General features: G+C 48.9%; 17 protein-coding genes and 1 pseudogene. 10 read left to right on the top strand and 8 right to left on the bottom strand.

Annotated elements, in window-relative coordinates:
- Positions 1-123 precede the first annotated feature (123 nt).
- The 7 genes and pseudogenes from mnmA to C825_RS07915 all read left to right on the top strand — a co-directional run bounded on the left by mnmA (position 124) and on the right by C825_RS07915 (position 5,743).
- Positions 124-1,200, top strand: a complete 1,077-nt coding sequence (gene mnmA / locus C825_RS07945; protein ID WP_007654661.1) for a tRNA 2-thiouridine(34) synthase MnmA — start codon at positions 124-126, stop codon at positions 1,198-1,200.
- A 53-nt stretch (positions 1,201-1,253) separates the two neighbouring features.
- Positions 1,254-1,463, top strand: a complete 210-nt coding sequence (locus C825_RS07940) for a hypothetical protein (RefSeq protein WP_007654662.1) — start codon at positions 1,254-1,256, stop codon at positions 1,461-1,463.
- Positions 1,464-1,509: 46 nt separating this feature from the next.
- Positions 1,510-1,680: pseudogene (locus C825_RS27835) on the top strand (type II toxin-antitoxin system RelE/ParE family toxin); the annotation flags it as partial.
- 321 nt (positions 1,681-2,001) lie between these two features.
- A complete protein-coding gene (locus C825_RS07930) occupies positions 2,002-2,379 on the top strand; it encodes a DUF2141 domain-containing protein (protein WP_010802090.1) in 378 nt (125 codons plus the stop codon).
- 3 nt (positions 2,380-2,382) lie between these two features.
- Positions 2,383-4,761, top strand: a complete 2,379-nt coding sequence (locus C825_RS07925; protein ID WP_010802089.1) for a TonB-dependent receptor — start codon at positions 2,383-2,385, stop codon at positions 4,759-4,761.
- Positions 4,762-4,841: 80 nt separating this feature from the next.
- A complete protein-coding gene (locus tag C825_RS07920; protein ID WP_010802088.1) occupies positions 4,842-5,471 on the top strand; it encodes a hypothetical protein in 630 nt (209 codons plus the stop codon).
- On the top strand, positions 5,456-5,743 hold the full coding sequence (locus C825_RS07915) for a winged helix-turn-helix domain-containing protein (RefSeq protein ID WP_007654669.1): 288 nt from the start codon (positions 5,456-5,458) through the stop codon (positions 5,741-5,743). The genes C825_RS07920 and C825_RS07915 overlap by 16 nt, the downstream gene beginning before the upstream one ends.
- 83 nt (positions 5,744-5,826) lie before the next feature.
- Here the strand turns inward: C825_RS07915 and C825_RS07910 are convergent, their stop codons facing one another.
- The 3 genes from C825_RS07910 to C825_RS07900 all read right to left on the bottom strand — a co-directional run bounded on the left by C825_RS07910 (position 5,827) and on the right by C825_RS07900 (position 9,516).
- The gene (locus C825_RS07910) at positions 5,827-6,768 is read right to left on the bottom strand and encodes a ribose-phosphate pyrophosphokinase (protein ID WP_007654670.1); all 942 of its coding nucleotides are present in this window, start codon (positions 6,766-6,768) and stop codon (positions 5,827-5,829) included.
- 154 nt (positions 6,769-6,922) lie between these two features.
- Positions 6,923-8,617 (bottom strand): alpha-amylase family glycosyl hydrolase, encoded by a 1,695-nt coding sequence (locus C825_RS07905; protein ID WP_044214785.1) that lies wholly within the window; start codon positions 8,615-8,617, stop codon positions 6,923-6,925.
- A gap of 59 nt (positions 8,618-8,676) precedes the next feature.
- Positions 8,677-9,516, bottom strand: a complete 840-nt coding sequence (locus C825_RS07900) for a patatin-like phospholipase family protein (protein ID WP_007654675.1) — start codon at positions 9,514-9,516, stop codon at positions 8,677-8,679.
- Between the two features lie 160 nt (positions 9,517-9,676).
- Here C825_RS07900 and C825_RS07895 point away from each other — a divergent pair, with 160 nt between their 5' ends.
- From C825_RS07895 to C825_RS07885, 3 genes are all read left to right on the top strand, one after another.
- A complete protein-coding gene (locus C825_RS07895) occupies positions 9,677-11,881 on the top strand; it encodes a sodium-translocating pyrophosphatase (RefSeq protein WP_010802086.1) in 2,205 nt (734 codons plus the stop codon).
- A gap of 107 nt (positions 11,882-11,988) precedes the next feature.
- Positions 11,989-13,158, top strand: coding sequence for a DUF4934 domain-containing protein (locus tag C825_RS07890; protein WP_010802085.1), 1,170 nt, complete (start codon positions 11,989-11,991; stop codon positions 13,156-13,158).
- A 159-nt stretch (positions 13,159-13,317) separates the two neighbouring features.
- Complete coding sequence (locus tag C825_RS07885; RefSeq protein ID WP_010802084.1) at positions 13,318-15,507, top strand: glutamine synthetase III family protein; 2,190 nt, start codon at positions 13,318-13,320, stop codon at positions 15,505-15,507.
- Positions 15,508-15,569: 62 nt separating this feature from the next.
- On the opposite strand, the gene C825_RS07880 is transcribed toward C825_RS07885, so the two are convergent.
- The 5 genes from C825_RS07880 to C825_RS07860 all read right to left on the bottom strand — a co-directional run bounded on the left by C825_RS07880 (position 15,570) and on the right by C825_RS07860 (position 22,331).
- Entirely contained in the window at positions 15,570-16,574 is a 1,005-nt protein-coding gene (locus tag C825_RS07880; RefSeq protein ID WP_010802083.1) for a uroporphyrinogen decarboxylase family protein, read from the bottom strand.
- Positions 16,574-17,251 carry a vitamin B12 dependent-methionine synthase activation domain-containing protein gene (locus C825_RS07875; RefSeq protein ID WP_010802082.1) on the bottom strand — a complete coding sequence of 226 codons (678 nt, stop codon included), beginning with the start codon at positions 17,249-17,251 and terminating at the stop codon, positions 16,574-16,576. The genes C825_RS07880 and C825_RS07875 overlap by 1 nt, the downstream gene beginning before the upstream one ends.
- Positions 17,252-17,255: 4 nt before the next feature.
- A complete protein-coding gene (locus C825_RS07870; RefSeq protein ID WP_010802081.1) occupies positions 17,256-17,891 on the bottom strand; it encodes a cobalamin B12-binding domain-containing protein in 636 nt (211 codons plus the stop codon).
- An 18-nt stretch (positions 17,892-17,909) separates the two neighbouring features.
- Entirely contained in the window at positions 17,910-19,166 is a 1,257-nt protein-coding gene (locus C825_RS07865; protein ID WP_010802080.1) for a uroporphyrinogen decarboxylase family protein, read from the bottom strand.
- Between the two features lie 270 nt (positions 19,167-19,436).
- On the bottom strand, positions 19,437-22,331 hold the full coding sequence (locus tag C825_RS07860; protein WP_010802079.1) for a glycoside hydrolase family 38 C-terminal domain-containing protein: 2,895 nt from the start codon (positions 22,329-22,331) through the stop codon (positions 19,437-19,439).
- Positions 22,332-22,334 lie beyond the last annotated feature (3 nt).

The following is a 22,334-nucleotide window of genomic DNA, read 5'->3' as shown; positions in this document are numbered from 1 at the left end:
TCTTTTGTTTTTTTCTGAAGTATTACAACGAAAGGCTCTCCCGCAAAGGTAACGAATAAATCGAAGCCATAGGAATATCACCCTAATATTTTGTACCTTTGCAACCGATATATTTATTAAAGAATGGAAATAGCAGCATTAGTATCAGGAGGTGTGGACAGCTCCGTAGTTGTCCATCAGTTGAAGGAGGCGGGATATGATCCTACCATCTTCTATATCCGTATCGGTATGGAAGATAAAGACGGATATATCGACTGCCCCGCCGAAGAGGATATAGAAATTACATCTTACATAGCACGCAAATACGGTTGTCGCATGGAAGTGGTATCCCTGCATGACGAATACTGGGACAAGGTGGTCAGCTACACGATCGACTCGGTGAAGCGCGGCCTCACCCCCAACCCGGACATGATGTGCAACAAATTCATCAAGTTCGGCTGCTTCGAAGAGAAATGGGGGAAAGACTTCGATAAAATCGCCACCGGCCATTATGCCACAACGACCGAGATAGACGGAAAAGTATGGCTCTCCACCGCCAAAGACCCGGTGAAGGACCAGACCGATTTCCTGGGACAAATCACACGCCTGCAAATCCAGAAGCTGATGTTCCCGATCGGCCACCTGATGAAAGCGGAAGTCCGTGCCATCGCTGCCGAACAAAAGCTCCCCAGCGCCATGCGCAAGGACAGCCAAGGCATCTGCTTCCTCGGTAAAATCAATTACAACGACTTCATCGAGCGTTACCTGGGCAAACGTGTCGGAAAAATCGTCGAACTGGAAACGGGCAAGGTACTGGGCAAGCACAACGGCTATTGGTTCCATACCATCGGCCAGCGGAAAGGACTGGGCCTGAGCGGCGGTCCGTGGTTCGTCATCAAGAAGGATATCAAGCGCAACATCATCTACGTCTCCAACGGCTACGACCCGGAAACGCAATACGGGAAGACAATCAACCTGCATGGTTTCGACTTCATCACCGAAGATCCGTGGGGAGAATTTACCGATGAAAAAGAAATCACCTTCAAGATACGCCATACCCCCGATTTCACACCGGGACGCATCCGCCGTATCGGTGACCTTTACCGTATCGAATCAGAAAACAAAATACAGGGTATCGCTCCCGGCCAGTACGGTGTTGTCTACGACAAGGATCATCATCTCTGCCTGGGTAGCGGCATGATTATTGACGAAGAAAAATAAGTCTTTGTCAATAATTATATGTATCTTTGTATCAGACTATAATATATACGACTATGGAAGCAACAACATTAAAAACATTCGAGATATCCATTCCCGAAAAATACGCATCCGCCATACGCTCACTGGTTAAAAGTATGGGAGGAAGCATCAAAGTCCGCAAAGAAAAGAAATGCGGCCTGGATGAAGCATTGGAAGATGTGAAGGCTGGAAGAGTATATCATGCTGAAAGCACAGAAGATATGATGAAACAAATCTTCGGATGAATAAGAAATATACACTCAATTATACGGGTAAGTTCAAGAAAGATTTGAAACAACCGGTGCCCTCCCACCCGAATATCACCCGCATAAATTAAGCGGCAAATACGAAGGCTTATGGGAATGTCATATTCAATCCGACTGGTTACTGGTTTGGAATCAAAATGATACGGAACTTATGCTTCTGTTTACAGATACCGGCACTCATGCCGATCTGTTTTAATAGAAAAATTCAAAATTAGAATGACTGCGGCAACTATCTCGAATGGTTGCCGCAGTCGTTTTATATGATTGTAGCACCTGTTTTTTACCACTGCGGCAGCTATTTCTTACAATTGCCGCAACCATTTTCCCGGTATACCGCCTTTATTTCAACTATTTCACCCTATTGTTTCATTTTTTTCGCCTTTAATTTGGTTTATAACATAAACCATTTTATATTTGCAGCGTGTAGGTGAGACATGCGCAGCTCCTTGCACTTTTTTAATCCATATATGGTTTATATTATAAACTTATTTACATTCACTTTTAAAGTAAACAAAACATGGAAACGAAACGAATCATACTATTTATTCTGGCAATATTCTTTACTTGCAATCTTGCCGAAGCACGGACAATCATCGTCAAAGTGAGTAACATACGCGGAGAAAACGGAACAATCCTCGTCATGGCTCAATCAGGAAAAGAGACAAAACCGGTATACGGCATGGCCAAACCGGAGAAAGGAGAAGCAACTATCACGCTTAAAAACGTCGAATGGGAACAGTTCGATATCTCAGTCTTCCATGACGAAAACGGCAATTACCAAATGGACTTCACCGAAGACAAAAAGCCGGCTGAAGGGTATGCCATGAAAAAGTGTAAAACGCAACAGGAAGAAGAGACGGTCAAACTGAAATTATATTACCCGGCAAACGAGTAAGACATGAAATGGCTGTTATTCTTTACACTCTTCTTTGCTACCGGCTTTCCGGCTATGGCCCGGAAGCCGGCAACGGCAGAGATTTACTCCGGCCACATTACCGACGGGCAGGGAAACGGAGTTGAATACGCGACAATCGTCCTCTTGCAGGATGAGATTCAAAAAGCAGGTACGACAACCGACAACAAGGGCTATTTCACCATGGAAGCAAAAGCAGGAACATATAAAGTAATCGTCCGGTGTATCGGATATGAGCCGCTGCAAAAAGAATTATTGCTGCCCGCATCCATGCACGACACCCTTTCGTTGAAGGCTTCTTCCTATGCCTTGAAAGAGGTTGTGGTACAGGCAAAAAATATCGAACGCAAGGCAGACCGCTTCGTCCTGTCCGTCTCCCCTTCCACCGGGAAAGACGGAACCGAGTTATTGTCGCAGGCTCCCGGCGTATGGCTGGCAGAAGATAATATCTCCATCAACGGAGCACAGGGCACAAAGGTATTCGTCGATAACCGCGAAATAAAACTTACCGGCGAAGAACTTCTCACCTACCTTCGTTCGCTGAAATCGGAAGATATCAGGCGAATAGAAGTCATCCCGATAGCCGGAGCAGAATATGAAGCCAGCTCACGGGGCGGAATCATCCTGATCTCACTCCGCCGGCGGCAAACGGACGGTATCCAGGGGAGTGTCACGGCCGGGACCGCCTTATCTTCTACCCTTACCCGTTACATGCCTTCCGGAACACTCAATGCACGTCTCGGGAAATGGACCGTAAACGCTGCCGCCTCCGGCAATTTCACACCGAAGAATGAGAGCATGATGACATCCGTCAGGCAATATCCGGACAACGACAACCGCTTTTCCAGCCTCTCCAGGTTCGACACACGATCGGACTATGGTACGGGACACATCGGAGCCATCTTCGAAATCGATACCGTCAACAGCATCGGAGCGGAGATAGAATATGTCGGACAGCTGTCTAAGGGCAACTCTTACAGCGAAACGGAACTGACCAAGCAGGAATGGCTAATAAACAGTACCGGCGATTATAACCAGAAGGATGATTACAACACTTTATCCGCTACCGCCAACTACCTGCATAAACTCGACGACAAAGGCTCCCTGCTCAAATGGATTGTTGATTATGCCGACAAAAAGTCGACGGGGAAAAACAACTACTATGTCATACAAAAGACAGCAGGCCGGGATACAGACAGTACGTACCGAAGTAACAGCGATGCGACCTACAAGATCGTCACCACCGATATTTCAATGAATAAATACTTCCGGAAAGGAATGTCGCTGAACACCGGTCTGAAGTACACGCATACATTCATGGACGATAATTCCTGCTACGAAGATCTCTCGGCCGACCAACAATGGAGTATCAGTCCGGCTTACGGCTACGCACTCAAATACAAGGAAAACATCATGGGAGTATATGCATCTTTTTCAACAGAAATCAATCGCTGGGCGTTCATAGCCGGACTGCGGGGTGAATATACCCGGACCGCGAACGAGAGCGACCGGATTAAACGGGATTACTTCGACCTGTTCCCGAGCCTGAGCGCCACCTATGCCTTCAACAACCTGAAGACCTGGATGCTGGTCGGACAATACACGCGCAACATCGAACGTCCGGCCTTCTATACGCTCAACCCGAACCGGCTCCAGACCTCCGATTACAGCTACAACATAGGCAATCCCTACCTGAAACCGACCTATATCCACCGTTTCAGCACGACCCTTGTCTATAATTACCGTTACACGCTAACAATCGGAGGCAGCCTGCACCGCAACCTGATCCGCGAATTCTGCAAGGTAGACGTCGTCGACCCGGACGTTTCGTATATCACCTACGAAAACCATGACGTCGAAAACCATTGGTTCGTTGCCGCCAGTATCCCGGTTCAACCCGTCCCATGGCTTAACCTGGCAGCCAATTTCGTCGGTGTACGCCAGGATATCCGTATGACGGAGAAAGCCGCATTTGCCCACCATTACCTGGCATTCGCAAACGCGACCGCAACCTTCACGCTGCCGAAAGACATCACGATCGAAGGACAATACAGCGGAACCAGCCGCCTGTATTCAGGAAACAGCGAAGTGGCTCCCCGGCACATCGTCAGCCTGTTTGCCCGGAAGAAGCTGGCCGGCAACCACTTTCTGATAACTGTTTCGGCCGATAATATCTTCAACCGCTATAATGACTTTGCCAGCCATATCGAAGCCTACACGTCACAAAGCCACTTCGAAAGCGGATACCTCGGACGTACCTTCAAAGCGACACTGACCTGGAACTTCAACAGCGGCAGGAAAGTAAAGAAGCCGACAATCGAACGGGGCGTAAACTCTGAAAGAAACCGGTTGAACGAAAAATAGACCGGAATGATTGACTGTTAAAAACAATGACATTATCTTTGAACAAACATAGTACGAACAATATAAAAACAAATAAAATCATGGAAGAAAGACTTTTAAACGAGAAAGAAAGCCTGGAACTCATCACACAGATGATAAACTCCAGCAAAAAGAATATGGAGGTGGGACAGGGAAACATAATGCTGTTCTGGGGATATTTTACGACAGCCTTATCGGTTGTGCTGTTTCTGCTGATCAACTTCACACACAACTTCATCTGGAGTTGGGGCTGGATGCTGATGTTCGCCGTATGGCCGGTGATCTCTTACAGAAAACGACAAAACAAACCGAAGGTCGTTACCTATACAGACAAAGTGATCTCACAGGTATGGCAAGTGATGAGATACATGTTTATCATTACTTTTCTGACGATCGGCATTATGGAGATTACATTCGCCAGACATGCAGATTTCCTGCTTATGCTACCGCTCTCCCTGGTCTATTGCGGACTCGGCACTTCCATTACAGGCATTATAATACAGGAGCGCTGGATGACTTACGCCCCCCTCATTGCGTTTATTGTAGCAATATATATGCTAACCATGCTACTGATAGGTGAAAAAGCGACAACTTTGTGGTATCTTTACTTCGGTTTATCATTCGTGTTTATGATGATCATACCCGGACATATCGTCAATAATAAAGCCAGGAAGCAATGTTTAAAGAACTAGATCCGTTACTTCATTCACAATTGCGGCTCGCCGTGATATCCATCCTCCTTTCGGTCGAGGAGGCTGAATTCGTCTATCTGCGGGAAAAGACACAGGCGACAGCGGGAAACCTGAGTGTGCAGATAGACAAACTGAGCGAAGCCGGCTACATAGAAGTCGAAAAGAGCTTTGTCGGAAAGAAACCCCGTACCACCTGCCGGATAACACCCGTAGGACGACAGGCATTCGAGAATTACGTAAATGCCCTGAAAGACTATATCGGAGGAAGCTAATCCCTCCGCCAGTCACCGCATACCAATAAAAAAGGCAGCCATCAATCCGACGGCAGCCTTTTTATATCATTAATCCCTGCTAATTAAATAGCGTATAAAGAACTGATAGATTCGCCACTGCAAACACGGCGGATTGCTTCAGCAAACATATCGGCAACAGATAATACTTTTACTTTCTCACATTTCTTTGCGTAAGGAATAGAATCGGTAAAGATCATTTCCGTCAACGCAGACTGGTCTACACGGGTAGAAGCCGGGTCAGACATAACAGCGTGGCTGGCGATTGCACGTACAGACTTAGCGCCGTTTTCAATCATCAGGTTAGCGGCTTTAGTGATTGTACCGGCTGTATCCACCATATCATCCACCAGAAGAACGTCCAGCCCTTCCACATCTCCGATGATACGCATTTCTGCTACCTCATTGGCACGCAGGCGTGACTTGTGGCAGATAACCATCGGCAATCCCAGGTATTTGGAATAGCTGCTGGCACGTTTCGTACCACCCACGTCAGGTGTTGCGATACATAAGTTATCCAAAGGCAGTTCTCCCTTGATATAATCCAGGAAGATAGAAGAAGCATACAGGTGGTCGACAGGAACATTGAAGAATCCCTGGATCTGGTCTGCATGTAAATCCATTGTAATCAGACGGTCGATACCGGCAGTGCTCAACATATCTGCGATCAATTTTGCACCGATAGACACACGGGGTTTATCCTTTCTGTCCTGACGGGCCCAACCGAAATAAGGAACAACAGCAATTACAGAATGTGCAGAAGCACGTTTAGCCGCATCAATCATCAGGAGCAACTCCATCAGATTGTCCGAGTTAGGAAATGTTGATTGAACAAGGAACACGTCACGACCACGGATAGACTCTTCATAAGATACTGAAAATTCACCGTCAGCAAAATGTTGAATGTTCATCTGCCCCAGAGGACAACCAAGACTATTGCAAATTTTCTCTGCAAGATACCGGGAGTTGGTTCCCGAAAACACCAAGAAAGGAGTTTGTGCACTCATTATTCCGAATATTTATCTTAAGTAAATAGATTTGAATTGTGCTGCAAAAGTACAAAACTTATTTGCAATTATCCCTTTATCTTCGGAAAACTTTCAACAATAAGGGCGAGTCAACCCCGCCCCTGTTACTTTTTCTAACGAAATGAAAGACTCATCACTTATACGTAAACTTCAGAACCTTACCCGAATAAGCCGGCAAAACCAGCTGATACGGCCACGCCGCCGTCAGCGTACTGATACTGGTCTCTCCCGTCAACAAATCCGTCAGCGTAGCGGCCTTGTTATCGTCAAAACCCAGTGTAAGAAATGCGTCGGAAGGAATCTTTACCCGCACCGTCTGTTCGCTTTTATCGAAATTCACGACAATCAGTACGACCTCGTTACGGTATTTGCGCATAAAGGCATACTGGCTATTCGAATTGAAATACGGATTCCGCGAGTTGGCATACATCAGGTCGAAGAAAGCCCCCTGAGTAATGGCCTGCTCCGATTTCGCCACGTTCAGTATCCGGGCATACTTCTCACGCAATTCACGCTGCTCGTGCGTCAAACCGGCGCCATCGAACTTCCAGTCGTTGATCCATTTGCGCAGGCTCTCCACGCTCCAGTAATCGAATATCGTCGTACGCCCGTCGCGTCCGCTGAAACCTTCCTCGTCCATACCCGGCTCGCCCAACTCCTGACCGCTGTAGATCATGACCGGGTTCGTATTCATCATGGCCGAAACAATCATGCCGGGGATACCCGGACGGTGATCGCCGGCAAAGAAATAAGAGGCGATACGCTGCTCGTCATGGTTTTCCAGGAAGTTCAACATATGTGACTGGATACCTTCCAGGCTCTGCCAGCAGTAAGAGATCGTGTTGGCCGCAGCCTGATTGCACATCACCGCACGCACGGTATCGTACAGTCCTACCTTATCATACAAATAGTCAAAATGACCGTTGAAAATATAGTTACGGTATTCTGCCGGATTATAAACCTCGGCAATGAAAACAACAGCATGTTTTTCTTTTACCTTCGGAATCACCCAGTTCCAAAATTCCACCGGTACCATCTCCGCCATATCGCAACGGAAACCGTCAACGCCTTTATCCGCCCAGTAAAGCAGGATATCCAGCATCTTCGTCCAGGTGCCGGGCACCGGGTTGAAATGACCGATCCGGCCATTCACATAATCCACGCCATAATTCAGCTTGACCGTTTCGTACCAGTCGTTCTTTCCCGGACACGGATTAAAACAGTCATTCCCAGTCACTTTAGCGGGGAACTCGCTATAATCGTAATCCCCGTGCGCTTCGGCAAACGACAGGTGCAACGGGCATCCCGGAATATAATAGAAGTTATTATTACGGTCAAACCCTTTGGTCGTATCATCATGCTGTCCCAGATCTTCGACATACGACATGCGGGCATCCGAGTAATATTCGCGTGCCACATGGTTCGGCACAAAGTCAATGATCACCTTCATCCCGGCATCGTGCGTACGTTTCACCAACGCCTCGAACTCCTTCATACGGTTCGGTACCTTCTCTGCCAGGTCGGGGTCTATATCGTAGTAATCTTTTATTGCATAAGGGGAACCGGCTTTGCCTTTCACCACGTCCGGATGGTCTTTGCGTATCTGATAAGCGGAATAATCGGTCTGGGTAGCATGTTCTATCACTCCGGTGTACCAGATATGCGTCGTACCCAGTTCCTTGATCTTTGCCAGGGCCGTCGGTGAAAAGGCGGAGAACTTTCCTACTCCGTTTTCCCTTACACTACCGTTCTTTACCAACGGAGATTTCAGATTTCCGAACCAACGGGGAAATACCTGATAAATGATCATTTTATCCATTTGTTTCATCGCTTTTATCAACTTTAAATATTATCGGTAAAAGTTATCCGGGCAAGCGCCGGACAAAGCTATGGCAGAAGCATATTGTTCTTCCGCGCCATAATCGCTTTCACCAGTGTTTCATGTTTATTCTCTTGTATCACCAATTCGAATGCGCGGATCGCTGCATCATAACCGATGCGGGCAATCTGTTCCACATTCTCCAAATCAAAAGTTTTATACATGCCGAATTCTTCCGCCTCGATCAACACGTCGCACATCTCACGATCTTCCAGCGTATTGGCCCGGAACATATAATGATAGGAACGTTCTGCAATATGAAATATCGTTTGCTTGTATTTCTGGGGAACCAGCGGGCTGACATTCACCCCGATCACCCGCTCGCACCTGTCGCGGATGATGGAAACCGGGAAGTTATGAAACAAACCGCCGTCCACATAATGTACCCCGTTAATCACTACCGGACTGAAAATGATCGGTATACTGCACGAAGCAGTCACTGCCTCCACGATAGGCCCGCTATCGAACTCATGGCTTTCGCCGTTATCCAGATCGGTCGCTACCACAATCATAGGGATTTTCAGTTCTTCAAATGTCTTGGCTCTCAGATGGCGTTTCAGGAAATACCGGAAACGTTTGCTGTCGAACAAGCCGGACTTGGGAAGCTGGAGTTGTGCAAATTCGGAAAATTCACGGCCTGTAAAGAGTTCTTTCAACTCGTCTGCCGAATAGCCGTCGGCAAACAAAGTACCCATTAACGCACCGACACTCGTCCCAACGATGATATCCGGCTTCAGTCCGCACTCCTCCAGTAATTTGAATACCCCAAGGTGTGCAAAACCTTTCGCGCCTCCGCCGCTTAAGGCCAATCCCAATCTATAGGTCTTATGGTTCGATTCTTGCGTCATTGTATGTTTTCTCTCTTTTACGGTGACAAATATGCTGTTTTTTTTAGAATGAAACAGTATTATTTACGAAAAAGTTTCTCTACGTTTTTATTTTTCTTACATTTACGGGAAACAAAATAACGATCCTAAGGGGTGGTTATTCATTTTAAATCTAACGACTATGATAACTAGTATTTTCTGGATTGTGCCCGTAGCGTCGGTTCTGGCGCTGGTATTTGCCTGGTTCTTCTTTCGGCAAATGATGAAAGAGAGTGAAGGAACGGAAACGATGGCTAAAATCGCTTCTTATGTGCGTGAAGGTGCGATGTCGTACCTGAAACAACAGTACAAGGTAGTAGCCTCGGTTTTCCTTGTGCTGGTTATCTTGTTTTCCATTATGGCTTACGGCTTCGGCGTGCAGAACGAATGGGTGCCGATCGCCTTCCTGACCGGCGGTTTCTTCTCTGGACTGGCGGGATTCCTGGGGATGAAGACGGCGACTTATGCCTCCGCCCGTACAGCCAATGCCGCCCGTTCATCGCTCAACAAGGGGTTGCAGGTCGCTTTCCGCAGCGGCGCCGTCATGGGACTGGTGGTGGTCGGCCTCGGACTACTCGACATCTCTTTCTGGTACGTCCTGCTGAACGCTTTCATTCCGGATGAAGCCCTGAACCCTACCCATAAACTGACCATTATCACTACGACCATGCTGACCTTTGGCATGGGAGCCTCTACACAGGCGCTCTTTGCCCGCGTGGGAGGCGGAATCTATACGAAAGCCGCCGATGTGGGAGCCGACCTTGTCGGGAAAGTGGAAGCCGGCATTCCGGAAGACGACCCGCGTAACCCGGCCACCATCGCCGATAACGTGGGTGACAATGTAGGCGATGTGGCCGGTATGGGTGCCGACCTGTACGAATCTTACTGCGGTTCGATACTGGCGACCGCCGCTCTGGGCGCTGCCGCTTTCGTTTCGTCCGGTAATATAGAAATGCAATATAAGGCAGTAATCGCACCGATGCTGATCGCGGCTGTCGGCATCGTCCTCTCTATCCTGGGTATTTTTGCCGTCAGGACGAAAGAGGATGCTAATATCCGGCAGTTGTTGAAGGCGCTGGCTATCGGTACAAACCTCAGTTCGGTGCTGATCGCTGTTTCCACCTTCGGGATACTTTACCTGCTCGACCTCGACAACTGGTTCTGGATCAGTTGCTCGGTAGTGATCGGCTTGCTGGTAGGTATCGTGATCGGCCAGGCAACGGAATATTACACCTCACAATCCTACAACCCGACCAAACGGGTTTCGGAAGCGGGACTGACAGGGCCGGCCACCGTTATCATTTCCGGATTAGGACTGGGAATGCTTTCTACCGCTATCCCCGTGCTGGCTGTTGTGGTAGGTATCATCTGCTCTTTCCTCTTTGCCTCGGGATTTGACTTTAGCAATGTAGGAATGGGACTTTACGGAATCGGCATCGCTGCCGTCGGCATGCTTTCCACCCTGGGTATCACATTGGCTACCGACGCTTACGGCCCGATTGCCGACAATGCCGGAGGAAATGCCGAAATGTCTGGTCTGGGCAAAGAAGTACGCAAACGCACCGACGCCCTCGACTCGCTGGGTAACACCACAGCCGCCACCGGTAAAGGATTTGCCATCGGCTCTGCCGCCCTGACGGGATTGGCGTTGCTGGCGTCTTATATAGAAGAGATCAAGATCGGCCTGCTGCGCCTGGGAGAAAACGTCTTGTCGTTTGCCGACGGGCGCACAATGGAGGTATCGAAGGCTTCTTTCTCCGACTTTATGATCTACTACGATGTGACACTGATGAATCCGAAAGTACTGTCGGGCATGTTCCTGGGGTCGATGATGGCCTTTATGTTCTGCGGATTGACGATGAACGCCGTAGGACGCGCCGCCGGACATATGGTAGAAGAAGTACGCCGCCAGTTCCGCGAAATACCGGGTATCCTGACAGGAAAAGCGGAACCCGATTACGCCCGTTGCGTAGAGATTTCGACGAAAGGGGCACAACATGAGATGGTTGTTCCCTCGTTGCTGGCGATCATCGCCCCGATAGTGACCGGACTGATATTCGGTGTGACCGGCGTGATCGGCCTGCTGATCGGCGGACTGAGCACAGGTTTCGTACTGGCCATCTTCATGGCCAACGCAGGCGGTGCCTGGGACAACGCCAAGAAACACATCGAAGAAGGCAACCACGGCGGCAAAGGCAGCGAAGCCCATAAGGCAACCGTTGTCGGCGATACCGTCGGCGACCCGTTCAAAGACACTTCCGGTCCGAGCCTCAATATCCTGATCAAGCTGATGAGCATGGTGGCTATCGTGATGGCGGGGTTGACTGTAGCGTGGAGTTTGTTCTGAAACAGTTAATATAATCTAACCGGGATCAAATACTTTCATACGAATAGTTCGTAATTACGAGCTATTCGTATTTTTGTTGATAGTAAACAACTTTAAATAGATCCTGTATGAAAACAACTTGTCTGCTCCTCTCCTCCGTCTTGTTACTGGGATGTTTATCCGCCTGCAACATTTTCACCCAGAAACAAAAAGCACTGAAAACGAACGACGGAAGTATCACCACCGTTGAAACAGGCGGAAACGAACTGACCGTGTGCGACTTCGCCCTGGCGAAAGACACTATCGACGTGCCGCTCAGCGAATTTGTCGAAGACTGCCGCATCATACGTTTCGACAACTCTGACTCCGCCATGTTCAAAGCCTGGTTCACCCTCGTCACCGACCAGTATATCGGGGTACGGCAACGAAGCGGCGGACCGTTCAAACTCTTCGACAAAGAGGGTAAATTCCTGCACGACATCGGCTCCGTAGGCAATGGAGCCGGAGAATATGCCATATCCATTTACGATGAAGTCATCGACGAAAAGAACGACCGTATCTTCCTCTCACCTTTCTATGGCCGGAAGATCATGGTGTACGGCACGAATGGCAAATGGATCAAAGACATCCCGCTTCCGGGACAGATCAACAAACCTAAATTATCGCTCAATGCGGACGGCACATTATCCGTCGTACACATGCCATTTCAGGAAGGGGAACCGCTTGCCTTCCAAGTGGATATGGAAGGAAACATCCTGAAACAGATTCCGGCAACCGCCAAAAGGACAGTGTCGGACTTCAACGGAGAAGTTTTCTCTTACAAAAACGGCAACGGGTTCGATTTCTTCCACACCAGCATAGACACTCTTTTTGTCTACGATCCTGTCGGCAACCGGTTATTGCCTGAATTTACCATGACTTTCCCGAATCCGGAAGAGAAACCGATACATCTATACTACCGGCTCCCGAATCACTTCATGGTCAATTATTATTTCTGGGGGAAAAACGGTCCGGAAAATGGCGGAGATATCCTGATTGATAAAAAGAAGAATGCTTCCTCCCATTTCCGTCTGGTAAACGACTTCTACGGAAACCTCCCCATCTCCGGAACAGGCCACAATTTCTACCAGGGATATTTTATCCGGAATATGGAACCGGGACAGCTGATCGAAAAGATAGAAAAACATCTCGCCTCCGGCAAATGCCCCAGCCAGGACAGAAAGAAACTCGAGGAACTGGCAGCGACGCTGGATGAGAATGATAATAATGTGTTGTTTGTCGGGAAAGTGAAGGAGTAAAAGATAGAACAGAAGAACTTTATTCCATGCAACCCGCCGGACAATTTATCTCCGGCCGCTACCAAAATGTTCCATGAAATTGTTTTTAACTACCCGTTGAAAGCATAAATGAAGATTTGCTTGTATCTTTGCAGCCGGTAAAACATTAAAATAATCCATATGTCAATCTCACGCTTTAATGCAGTGGAGAAAGCTTCCAACCGTAAGGCCGTAGAAGCCGTCACTCCCAAACAGAAAGTATCCGAGTACTATGGCGAGAACGTATTTAACCGCAAGGCTATGCAAAAGTATCTCTCCAAGGAAACGTACAAAGCCCTGACCCACGCCATTGATAACGGAACACCTATCGACCGCGAAATAGCCAACCATGTGGCAGCCGGTATGCGTATGTGGGCACTGGAAAAAGGAGTTACCCATTATACACACTGGTTCCAGCCCCTGACCGACGGGACAGCCGAAAAACACGACGCTTTTGTCGAACACGACGGTAACGGCGGTATGATTGAAGAATTTAGCGGCAAACTGCTCGCACAGCAGGAACCGGATGCGTCCAGCTTCCCCAACGGCGGACTGCGCAACACGTTCGAAGCCCGCGGTTATTCTGCCTGGGACCCCTCCTCCCCCGCATTTATTGTAGACGACACCCTCTGTATCCCGACAGTCTTCATCGCCTATACCGGCGAAGCTCTCGACTACAAAACACCGCTGATACGCTCTGTCGAAGCACTCAACAAAGCGGCGAAAGAGGTTTGCAACTATTTCAATGAAGATGTTCACAAAGTAATCACATACCTGGGCTGGGAACAGGAATATTTCCTGGTGGACGAGGAGCTTTACTCCGCCCGTCCGGACCTCTCACTGACGGAACGCACGTTGCTGGGACACGAAAGTGCCAAGAACCAGCAGCTCGACGACCATTATTTCGGCGCCATCCCTTCACGCGTACAGGAGTTCATGAAAGACCTGGAAGTGGAATGCTACAAGCTGGGCATCCCGGTAAAAACCCGTCATAACGAGGTGGCCCCGAACCAGTTCGAGCTGGCGCCCATCTACGAAGAATGCAACCTGGCCAACGACCATAACCAGTTGCTGATGTCGGTCATGAAACGTGTTTCACGCCGCCACAACTTCCGCGTGCTGCTTCACGAAAAACCGTTCATGGGTGTGAACGGCTCGGGTAAACATTGCAACTGGTCGATGGGAACCGATACGGGCATCAACCTGTTCTCGCCCGGCAAGGACCGCGAAGACAACCTGCGTTTCATCACCTTCGTGGTCAATACGCTGATGGCCGTCTATAAATTCAACGGGCTGCTGAAAGCCAGTATCGCTTCGGCAACCAACGCCCACCGCCTGGGGGCCAACGAAGCGCCTCCCGCCATTATCTCGTCCTTCCTGGGTACACAAATCAGCGAGGTACTGGATAAATTCGAAAACAGTTCGATTGAAGATGCCATCGAGGTGGACGACAAGAAACGCCTGAGCCTCGGCTTCGGGCAAATTCCCGAACTGCTGCTGGACAATACGGACCGCAACCGCACGTCGCCGTTCGCTTTCACCGGCAACCGTTTCGAGTTCCGTGCTCCGGGTTCGTCCGTCAACTGCGGTTCGGCCATGCTGGCTGTCAATTCTGCTGTAGCCTATCAGTTACAACAGTTCAAGAAGGACGTGGAAGCACTCCAGGCAGCAGGCAAGAGCAAGGAAGTGGCTATCTTCGAAACATTGAAGGCTTATATCAAAGAATCCAAACCCATCCGTTTCGACGGCAACGGTTACTGCGACGAATGGAAGGCGGAAGCTGCCCGCCGCGGCCTGGATTGCGAAAACAGCGTTCCATTGCAATACGACGCTTACCTGAAGCCGGAAGTAATCCGCATGTTCAGGGAAACAGGCGTACTGAGCGAAAAGGAGCTGGAAGCCCGCAACGAAGTGAAATGGGAAATCTATATCAAGAAAGTACAAATCGAAGCCCGCGTCCTGGGAGATTTGTCCATGAACCATATCATCCCGGTCGTATTGCATTACCAGTCTTTGCTGTTGAGCAATATCACCAAGCTGAAGGAAACGTTCAGTCCGGAAGAATATGAGGACCTGTCTGCCGAACCGCGCCGCCTGGTACGCAAAATATCCAAGCACGTAAATGCCGTAACACGCATGACGGACGAGATGATCGAAGCCCGCAAGAAGGCGAACGTTATCACCGACTACCGCAGCAAAGCGATCGCTTATCATGACACAGTCGTTCCGTTCCTGGATGATATACGCGAACATATTGACGAACTGGAACTGATGGTGGACAACCAGATGTGGCCGTTGCCGAAATACCGCGAACTGCTGTTTATCCGGTAAAAAGTAACAGAATCCAAAATAGGAGGTGCATCAAAAGTTTATTTTGATACACCTCCCTTTTTTTACATTGACCTGTTAAAATTAGTAAGTGCTTGATAAAATGCCTCGATATTCTCAGCCGGAATATGGGGCGGGACATCACAACCTGTCGACAAAACGAAATTCTTCCATGCTTTGGTCTGCTGTAACAGATTCATAGTCGCGGTATATACTTCTTCTGACGAGGACTGTTTAAAAAGACCGACCGGGTCCAGATTCCCCATCACCAGACGGTCTTCCGGACAGTTGGCAAGGGCATCCTGCATATCGATCTTATTGCCGAAATGAAGTGCGGCCGCTCCCGACTGAACCATAGCCTCCGTACAATGGCCTGCATTTCCGCAGTTATGCAGGATTACGATAAAATGTTCGTCCTGCACGGCCTCTACCACCTGGCGGACATAGGTCGTCGAATAAAGCAGCGAATCCTCATTTGAAATCAGCCCGGCAGCCGGTTCCGCCATAATCACGCCATGAACGCCTGTCTCCTTAATCGCACGGCAGTAATCGATCAGGAAACGGGTACATTTCTCCAACAGGACAGTGATGTTCTCCGGCTCCACATAAAGGGCAATCATCAGTTCGGACAAACCGAACAAACGTCCCGCCAGTGAAAACGGACCGATACAGCCGGCAAAAACAGGCTTATCCTTCACACGTTCCGCCGTCAGACGGTTCGCTTTCAGATACTCGGGGACACGTGCGGTATCCAGAGACGGTATCTGTAAATTATCAATCGACTCCTTATCGGATACCAGCGGTTCCGTTACGCTGGGCACCTCGTCTTCGGGGAAGACCACCTTTGCACCGAAAGCCTCCGCCTCTACCGTCAGGTCCATAATCACGGTCGGGGCGGCCGAAGGATACTGCTCGTTCAACCGGCAGATAGCGTCTGCATGCACCATACCACTGGTGACTGCGTCTCTCACTGTTTTTCCACAGAGTTCAATGCCCGGATGGGTCATGATAGGAATAGCCCTACGTTCTTTTTGCCTGATTGTCTCCTGCAACCATTCTTGTATTTCCATTATTTCTTCTTTCTTTTTCGTTTATAACAGGTTTCCAGTTCACAATACTGGCAACCGTATTTTTTCTCATCTACCTCCGGACCGATGCCGATTATTCCGCTAATCGACTTGATAGGAGTCATCAGGCAGACATCAGACAGGCTGATGCCGCAAGGGGCGCCTCCCATCAGCCGGAACAACGTTTTCTGTCCGGTGAGGTGCCAACCGCAATAGCCGGGGCTCAGGCGGTTCGTATGCCGTTCGCCTCTCAGTTCTTTTTCAAGCAGGCGTTCCATCCGGTCGCCGGCTTTCTCGGCAATGCAAGTCCCGATAATATCGGCAATGAAGCATTTCAGGATATCTCCCTCTGCTTTCAGGCTATCCTGGTATTCTTGAAAAGCCATCCCGGCCGTGGCGGCAAACAGGGCGAACCGTTCGGAGCCTTTCAGCAGGGAAGCGATTGTCCCCCCTACGGGAAAGGGTTCTCCGCCATCCAGGGTAACATATCCGTCATCCACCGTACCGTCGAACAAGCCGAAAGTGCAACGGGGAACAGTCCGGGAAGAAACCTCCTTCAGCATGGAAAGGGCCAGTGCCTCCACAGGTTCTTCCGGGGCTGTGTTGCCGTATCCCATCTCTGCAAACAGGTCGTTTGCCGTCAGGGACAACGTGCTAAAATCCAAACTACAATCAAACATACAATTAAGCGGATAACAATGATTTTGCCAGCGTCACGGCGGCATTCGCATTATCACTGTAGCCGTCGGCTCCAATCTGACGGGCAAACGATTCGGATACAGGGGCACCACCAATCATGACCTTCACCTCCTGGCGGATACCGGTCTTTTCCAGGGCGTCGATCACTTCCTGCATATAATTCATCGTCGTGGTCAGCAAGGCGGAAAGACAAAGAATCTGCGCCTGGTTTTCCTTGATCGCCGTGATAAATTTCTCTGAAGAGATATCCGTTCCCAGATTTATCACTTCAAAGCCGCAACCTTCCAGCATGGAAGCGACCAGGTTCTTTCCGATGTCGTGCAAATCGCCTTTCACCGTACCGATTACCACCTTGCCCAACCGGTGCGAAGCAGCTCCTTTCATCAGCGGCTTCAACAGATCGAGCGCCCCTTTCATGGCACGGGCCGCCATCAACAGTTCAGGGACAAAGGCTTTTCCTTCCTCAAAACGTTTTCCGATATCCTCCATCGCCCGCGACATATAACCATTAATAATTTCTTGCGGGTCTACATTCTCTGCTATCGCCTCGGTTGTCACAGCCTTGGCGACATCGAGTTTCCCTTTCAAAATAGCTTCATACAAACTCTCTAAATCTGCCATAACTTTATTTCTTTTAAATTATTGATTCCGTAATTCACGCAGGGTTTCAATCATTGCCACCACATTCCTGACCGGCGCATTAGCCTGGATATTATGGACGGCATTGAAAATGAATCCTCCGTCTTTTCCCAGTATCTCGCATTCCTGCAAAACATGGCTGCGCACTTCTTCGGGTGTTGCATTCGGCAGGATACGCTGGGTATCGATACCGCCACCCCAGAAAGTGACTTGGCTGCCGTATTCCTTTTTCAGGACCACAGGGTCCATATCCTTCGCATTAATCTGTACCGGGTTGATGATATCGAAACCCGCCTCCACCAGACCGGGAAGAATCGGCAGGATAGCTCCGCAGGTATGTTTGAATACTTTCCAGGTGGTATGCTGGTGAATCCAGTCGTTCATCCGTTTGTAATGGGGAAGCCACAGTTCCCTGAAGGTATCCAGCGAACAGAACTGGGAATCCTGGGTACCGAAATCGGTCCCGCAGGTGAAGACCACGTCTACCTTCTCGCCGACGGTATCCCACAACCGTTGGTAGTTTGCAATAGCTATATCGGTCTGTTTCTCAAAGACCGTCTGCACATAGTCGCGGCGCATGGCGGTCGACATATACCACTCGGCCACGTTGCGGATACCTTTCGGATTCTTCAATCCCATGCCGGGCACAAAAGCGATATCGCCCAAAGCCGTCCCGCCGAAGCTCGCAACAACGGCCTTTCCGGTTGCTGCGGCCTGCTCCACGGTCTTTTTATAGTATTGCAAATCTTCTTCGGAAACAGGGCCGAACTCTTCCAGGTTATCCTCCGGAGTAATGGCTTCGTCGTCCACATATTCCTGCCTTTCCGTCGCATTGATGAAATAGCAGCCCGAAGGCATGATGGCACTGGGCGGATAGGAACGGTCGCCACCGGCATAAATGTACACGTCGCCTTCCTTATCCGTCGTCAGATCGATACCGGAGGCAATCATTACTTTTTGCCCCCAAGGAGTAACCTGCTCGTGTAATTGGGTTTCGTCGATATCGAACATGTCCTTGCGTCCGAAGACGGGAACACAGTCAATACCCATTATTTCCTGCAAATCCTCCTCTATCTCACCCAGCATCTGAAAGGGTTCGATGACACGGACGGGGTGAGGGTCCAGTCCGTAATGTTGTCTCAGCGCCTCCACGACCTTGCAATGGATACCGGTAACGGAAGTGGCTCCAAAGTCCACCGGTATCCGGTCGGGGGTGCTATGGTTCAATGCGTTTTGAACACGTTGTTTTGATGTCATATTCATGTGTATTTAAGATTATTTTATTGTATATCGCACTGTAAGTGTGATGCAAATATAGAGGCTGCCTACCCGATAAAAAATAGCAAAACATTGCTTATTTTGTGGATTATTATTGCAAACGTATTTCACGTATCCAAAAACAAACCGGACCTGCAAACAACCGTTCCTAATTAGTATAAAAAGGAACAGAAAGCTTACAAGTCCGGTCTCTGTATATCAGCTTTAAAACCCTGGAAATAAACGTCAGGGAGACATATTTATCTATGTTCAATATTTTAATTGCAATGTAACTTGCCCGTAAGGTTTCATTGTAAGTTCCCCATTAGTCGACCTTGACGGGTTCTCTTCACGATCACAAATCATAAGACTTTTCGGATCGGCTTTCGGGAAAGAGAGCTTTACAGACTCTTCCTTATCCGACAAAGAACGGAGACGAACAATCAGTTCCTTTTCTTTATCCGTACTCTTCAGAATCGTTGTGTATACCCGATCATTACCAATAGCAATAACTGGCTTTACGACCTGAACTTTGTCTGCCGTTGCATAAACCAGCGGCTGTGATTGTTCCAGACCGAATCGGTTAGCCTTTACCACGTCATATCCTTCATGAGGGAATAAGCGGTAACGAAAACGTACGGGACCGTCCTGCGTCAACGGGAAATTAGTGTGCCAATGATTATTCATAACCCAGGAATAGATAGTCGAACTCGGCTCCAGTTTTTTCAACCAATTGCCTTTATCCCCCCAGCCCAAAGCTATATTGGCTGTACGGTTTCCATATTCAAAGAGAGGAGCATCCAACGAGCACCAAGTCACGCCATGAGTCGCATTCGATACGTCCAGCCACCGCTGCATCGCAAGCCAGTTACGGTTACCCTGCGGCCACTGGTCCTTTTCCACTTCCATCACTCCCCAGGGAATATCGACACGGGTCTTTGAGTCCGGCAGATTGAAGGCAAAGCCAAAATGAATGCCGTCTTTCTCCACCAAAGGCAATTTATCTACGACATTGGAGATTTCCACCCATGGCTGGCCTGCCAACAAACGGACAGAACGAGAGACGCTCCGGCAACCGGTTGCTTTCGATACCACACGCAGTTCTACAGCCAAAGGACCTTCTTCCACTACGGAAACAGATAATACCGTATCCGCCTGCGGAGCATCCACATTCGCCGGCAACCAGGAGAATGTATTGGCCCCCTCGCCGATATAGTTATATTCAGAACCTTTCTTCAATAAAGAAACAATATTACCGGTTGCCTGGTCCACATGCACCGTCAGACAATCGTTTTCCAGTGTCGTTCCCTCTATTTTGCAACTGCCCGACAAAGAACATTTGCCTTCCACTACCCGAAAATGACGGGAACTCAATGCCGGTACTTCCGGAACATAGAACAACAGCTCACCGGTAGAAAGGCGTTGGGAAAGTACCTCTTTACCATGCTGGTCGACCACTTTATCCCCTTTCAAACTCTCTTTTGCCGTCAACCGGATCACACCGCTCTGCGGCCATGAATGCGTATTAAAGACGGCGATACCTCCATTGGAAGGACCTTCCTTAGGCCCCAGCGCCCCATTCGACTTATCTGTGGCAGGAGCCAGCGATTCATCCAGCATATCGATCGAGCGATCTTCGGCTTCATGGAAGTAAGACTGCTTCACTTTCCAGATGGCATCCTGGAAATAGGGTTCGGTCGGGTTCTCGAAGCACCAGGTATGTTCCGAACCTAAAAGGATATAACGCCAAGCCTCATCGAAATCGTCACGTGGAGCTTTCCCGCCATCTGCCAGCATGGACCAGATTGTTTCCGCCTGTGTCAACCGCTCTTTGGCATTTCGATTTTTGGCGGTCAGGCCGGCTGCCGTACCTAAACCGTCCGTCCAATATTCCGTATAGTCGCCGGATACGACCGGCAACTGGTCTCCATATTTATCCTCTATCATCGACATGATTTCGTGACCACCACAAATACGAATCTTCGGGTAGGCATATTTTTCATTCCACTCCTTCACCGCAAAAGGGATATCGGCATCCAAGGGATTGTTGTCCCACAAGGACCAGGAGAACAAGGCAAAATCGTAGGGGTAATTATCTTTCTCCATAGACTCCAACTGCTTGGTAAAGTCTACATTCGCATATCCGGTACGTATTACTTTCGGAACCTTTTCCGGATCACGTTGGCCGAACCACGGACGTCCCGTCTCTCCGCCTTTTCCCATACTCCCGCTATTGGCATAACTGCCAGGTTGGAAAAACAATACTTTCGATTTTCCATCCGGCCCCAACCACCAAAAAGGCTTACCATCCATATTGGCATGGGCATTTCCCGCCCGGTCAGAATTAGGCCAGGAAATAATATACCGAACTCCTTCCTGTGCCATTACCGGAACAAGTCCCCACGATATACCCGGAATATCGAACTGTTGGAAAACGTCTGCTGGTTGCCCGCTTAACCGTTGCATTTCCCGCGTAAATTTAAAAATGTGGAACATCTCTTCATCTGTACAAATGCTAGTATTCAGGTTCAGATAACTGGCATCCACACACACTTGTCCCTTCTTGATTGCATCGATGACCTCATCCCGCATCTCCGGATTGGATTGCCATAAGCGTTCGAGCGGCCATCCAATTTCAGGGTTCCACACATAGCGGGCACCCTCCGGATGGTTCTTCGTCTCTTCTGCAAGTTTTATCCCTTCAATGATATTATTCTTGTGAAGCTGTTCTACGTTCTTATGCGTATTGGTATATCCTATATCTACGTGAGCATGGTTGTACAGATAAACATTCCAATGACGCATAGGCATAACACTGACTTTTTGCTTATACACCTTATCCGCCCCACGAAGAACCATGGTGACTTCCGACTTCTTCCCTGTAGGTACTGTGGAAGGTAACAGAATTTCAACCTCCGTCGAATCTTTCGCATTCAATGCAAAATGGTTCTTTTCTGTTTTTCCTTTGGCTATCACATCTACGGAAAGCTCTCCTTTCAGTTCCTTTCCTTTCAATTTAACCGTCACAATACGCCCGGGAGTTCCGTCCGCCCTGTAACCGTAGAGAGGACGCACCACATAATCGACTGAAGACGGAACAACATCTGCATAAATCACAGAAGATAATACAGATGCAAACAAACAATAAGCTATTTTCTTTTTCATTGT

It is taken from the genome of Parabacteroides sp. ASF519, from assembly GCF_000364265.2.
In the GTDB taxonomy this organism is placed as follows: Bacteria; Bacteroidota; Bacteroidia; order Bacteroidales; family Tannerellaceae; genus Parabacteroides; species Parabacteroides goldsteinii.
The sequence above is the reverse complement of the archived record's forward strand: the minus strand, read 5'-3'. Positions and strand labels throughout refer to the sequence as shown.